The 3,757-nt window shown below is 64.8% G+C and carries 3 protein-coding genes; 2 read left to right on the forward strand and 1 reads right to left on the reverse strand.

What is annotated here, in order from left to right; translation table 11 throughout:
• Positions 1 to 193 (forward strand): phospholipase (locus tag HY726_05450; GenBank protein MBI4608437.1); only part of this gene is annotated, 193 nt, incomplete at its 5' end.
• A gap of 279 nt (positions 194 to 472) precedes the next feature.
• A complete protein-coding gene (locus tag HY726_05455; protein ID MBI4608438.1) occupies positions 473 to 2,053 on the forward strand; it encodes a hypothetical protein in 1,581 nt (526 codons plus the stop codon).
• Between the two features lie 249 nt (positions 2,054 to 2,302).
• Here HY726_05455 and HY726_05460 read toward each other — a convergent pair whose 3' ends face one another.
• Complete coding sequence (locus HY726_05460; GenBank protein MBI4608439.1) at positions 2,303 to 3,703, reverse strand: amidohydrolase; 1,401 nt, start codon at positions 3,701 to 3,703, stop codon at positions 2,303 to 2,305.
• Between the last annotated feature and the right edge of the window lie 54 nt (positions 3,704 to 3,757).

The following is a 3,757-nucleotide window of genomic DNA, read 5'->3' on the forward strand; positions in this document are numbered from 1 at the left end:
GGCCGCCATCTACCTCGCCGAGTTCATGCGGCTCTACGAACATTACCGGGCCCGTGCCATGTGGAACCGCCCAGCAAAGCGGCGCTTGCAGACGTATAAGCTCCAGGAGGACGCGCGTTGGGCTCGACGGGCGTATGAGGAGAGCACACCCGAATACAAGAGTCGGATCAACATGGTGGCCGACACCCTCTGATGTCATGCGCCTCCGCATTTACGCGCGCCGGCTCCCGGGATAGCCTCCGGCCTTGGGGAAATTGTTGTAGCCCTCGGGCACGACCGTCGACAAGAGGATCCTAGATCTCAAGGCGAAAGGCCGGGACCGCCCCACCGTGTCGTTCGACGTGCTGAGCCTTTCCAGTCTGTCCCCGGCAGCGATCTGGGACGCTGTGATGGCAGGCCGGAGGGAGGTCAGGCGGCCGATCCAGGTCATCCGCGAGGACTAGACGAGGCCTGAGGGCAGAGGGAGGACCCCATGGAGAGACCGTGGGTTCGGTGGATCGGCATCGGATTGTTGCTGCTCGTTACCACGCTGGCCGTCGCCGCCGAGCGAATCCCGCGTTACGACCGCCGGGTCGACATCGACTTCTTCGGGACCAACTCCCAGGAGTATGAGTTCGAGTTGGATGAACGTGATGTCGTTGTGTGCCCTCGTTGTGGCCGAGTCACCTTGCACGAACGGATCCACGCCCGACTGACCAATTACCACCTTTACATTTCCAACTTCCTCACCCATCCCAACTACGGGGAGGAACGACAGCTCGGGTTCAGCCGTGGCGAGTCCCTCCGCCCCCTCGACATCCGACATGAGGGGGGAGGGAAATACTCCTACCGGGTTCGGGGCTACCTTGACGGCCATCGGAACCTCATGGAACTTGTGAAGCCGACCAGCCCAGACTGCGCCCCGGAGCGGCTGAAGCCCGCTCCCGAGGGGAAGGCGCGCTTCTACATCTGCATCCCCGACAACCCGGAGGTCCCAGAGATCGGCCCGACCGAGTGGTACGACTACACGCCTAGGAAGTTTCGTCGGAACCACCCAACGCTCAAGATCCGGGCCGCGCTGGGGATTCTCTTCTGGCCTCGACCGGGGTTCCCCGCCACGTACCCGGAGTACGAGGAGCTTTACAAGGATGGGGCTCTGAGGATCGGGTTGGTGTTCGGATTCGACGAAGACACCCACAACTCCCGCGAGGACGCCTTGGCGGTCTGGCGGATCATCACCGCCCCGACCTCCCACACGTTCAAGAAGGATGACCGCGAGTCCCGGGGGTACGCGGGCCGGGGGCTCGGGTTCTCGAACCCGATCGGCGGAGACTTCAGAAAGCTGAATGCCGGAGGAAAGTGGACGGTCTTCGCCCGCAATGGGGAGGACGGCACCAAGAAAGTGACGGTCACCTACCGCCTCAGCACACCGCTAATCGTGGACGGAAAGCAGATCAAAGAAGGTGAGGTCTTCCTCGCTGGCCATCCGGTCCGGCGTGGCGGCAGAGTTGCAGCCGGTCAGGTGATCCAGCGCGAAATCGCCGTCGAGATCCGGATGCTCAACTTCGACCGGAGAGGAAAGCTCACCGCGGAGGAGATCCGCCGACAGTTCATGGAGTTCTTCCAGACATCGGAGGTATTTCATTACGACGGGCACGCCAATTACGGCGGGGGGTTTCTCCTCGGAATGAGGACGGACGACGTCTTATGGGCTGACGAGCTCCACCGCTATGCCCCCTACGCCCCGCCCTTTTACCAGATCTTCTCTGTGGGGGCCTGTCATGGGTCTGGCTACTTCGCGGACCTCTTTTACAACGCCTTCCGGGGGAAGAAGACGACGAAGACCCTGGACATCCTCGCCGCCATCAACGAGACGGAATACTTGGACTCGGTTGACGACATGATGGACCTGATCCTCATTGTCACCCAGCTCAAAAAGTACCGGAACCCCGGCCATCCGCACGACGGGCTGCCGTACAACTACGAGCAGCTGCTCCGGGCTCTCAATCATAACCGCCAATTTGTCGCCTTCATTGGCGTGTTCGGTTCCAAGGACAATCCGGAGAAGTTTTGAACCTCAGATTCGGAAAGCAGGGTGAGCACGGGCGTCAACATTGCCCCGATCGTCCGGCGACTCCTGAGCACAAGGCTAGCTAGCGAGAATCATATGCCATTTTCATCATGCACGGGTGGCTATACAGCCATGGGAACTCAAAAAAGGACACTACCCCCGGCCTGGCCCGGCCCCCCCTGCGGGGGCCGGCCCCCGGGGGGACCGCTCGGCGGCCGCGGGCGGGCTGCAGCGCGCGGTCGTCCGCTCCGGTCACTCGACCGGCCACCGCTCCAGGGGCAGGACCTTCCGGATGAGCCCGCGCTCGACGCCTTCGCGAAAGATCCGGGCCGCCCGGGCCTGTGCCCGGCGCAGCACGTCCTCCTCGTCGAGCACGAGTACCTTGCGGTTTTCCATGAGCACGCGGCCGTCGACGATCACGGTGTCGATGTCACCGGAGTAGCTGTAGTGGACCAGCTCCGCGAGGAGGTCCCAGTGGGGCGTCTGATGGGCGCGCCCGATGGCCAGTAGGATGATGTCGGCCCGCTTCCCCGCCTCCAGGGATCCGATCTCGTCGTCCCAGCCCACCGCCCTGGCCCCGTTCAGGGTGGCCATCTCGACCAGGGTCTCCGGAAGGAGCACCTCGGGGTCGGCGTAGCGCTCCCCCCAGTAGCCCGTGTGGAGGACGGTGGCGAACTTCATGCACTCGATCTGGTCAACGAAGTAGCCGTCCCCACCCAGGGCGACCGTGATCCCCGCCGCCAGCATCTGGGGAACCTTCGGGATCCCCTGCTTGGCCATCACCGCCGAATTGGGGCAGTGCACGACCCTGACGTCCCGCTCCGCGAGCCTCCGGATGTCCGGGTCCGAGAGGAGGGTCGCATGGGCCGCCAGGAACCTCGGGCCCAGGACCCCTAGCTCGTCCAGGTGCTCCACGGGACGCTTCCCCCACCGGAGGAGCGCGAACTCAACCTCCGGCCGGAAGGCGCAGAGGTGCGTCTGAATCCCGACGCCGTGTTTCTCCGACAGGATCTTCGCCTGTCGGTAGAGCTCGTCGGAGCAGACCATGAGCTGGTTCAGGGAGAGCCAGGTCCGCAGACGGCCATCGGCCTTCCGATGCCACCGCTCGATGAGCCTGACGCTCTTCTCCAGGGCCTCGCCGGTGGACTCGGGCGGGACCCCCTGGCGGGTGTGGGGAAGGTCGGCCGCGGTGTCCATCGTCAGCCGGGACAGCACACACCGGATGCCGGTCTCCGAGACGGCGGCTGCGACGGCGTCGGGATGATACCCGCCCGAGTCCACGAAACACGCAATCCCCATCCGGATGCTCGTGAGGATGTGCAGGAGGGCGCTCACGTAGGCGTCCTCCTCGGTCATCAGGTACTCGAAAGGCCTGAAGATCCGCGACCAGAACTGGTACGGCTCCCCGTGAGTCAGGGAACGGACGAACGCCTGGTGCACGTGGACGTGGGCATCGACGAACCCCGGGAGCGCCACGCGCCCCCCGGCGTCGATGGTCCGGGAGGCCCGGTACCGCCGCTCCAGCTCGTCGCGCCTCCCTACGGCCTTGATGCAGCGGCCCTCGACGACGACGCCCCCATCGCGGATGACGCGCCGCCGCGGGTCCAGCGTCAGGACCGTGGCGCCCCGGATGAAGAGATCAGCGGCCTCCACTCCCGAGCCCCCGGGGGGCCTCACTGCGCGGGGACGAACTCGTTGGTGTAGTAC

This window comes from Candidatus Rokuibacteriota bacterium (assembly GCA_016209385.1).
Classification (GTDB): Bacteria; Methylomirabilota; Methylomirabilia; order Rokubacteriales; family CSP1-6; genus JACQWB01.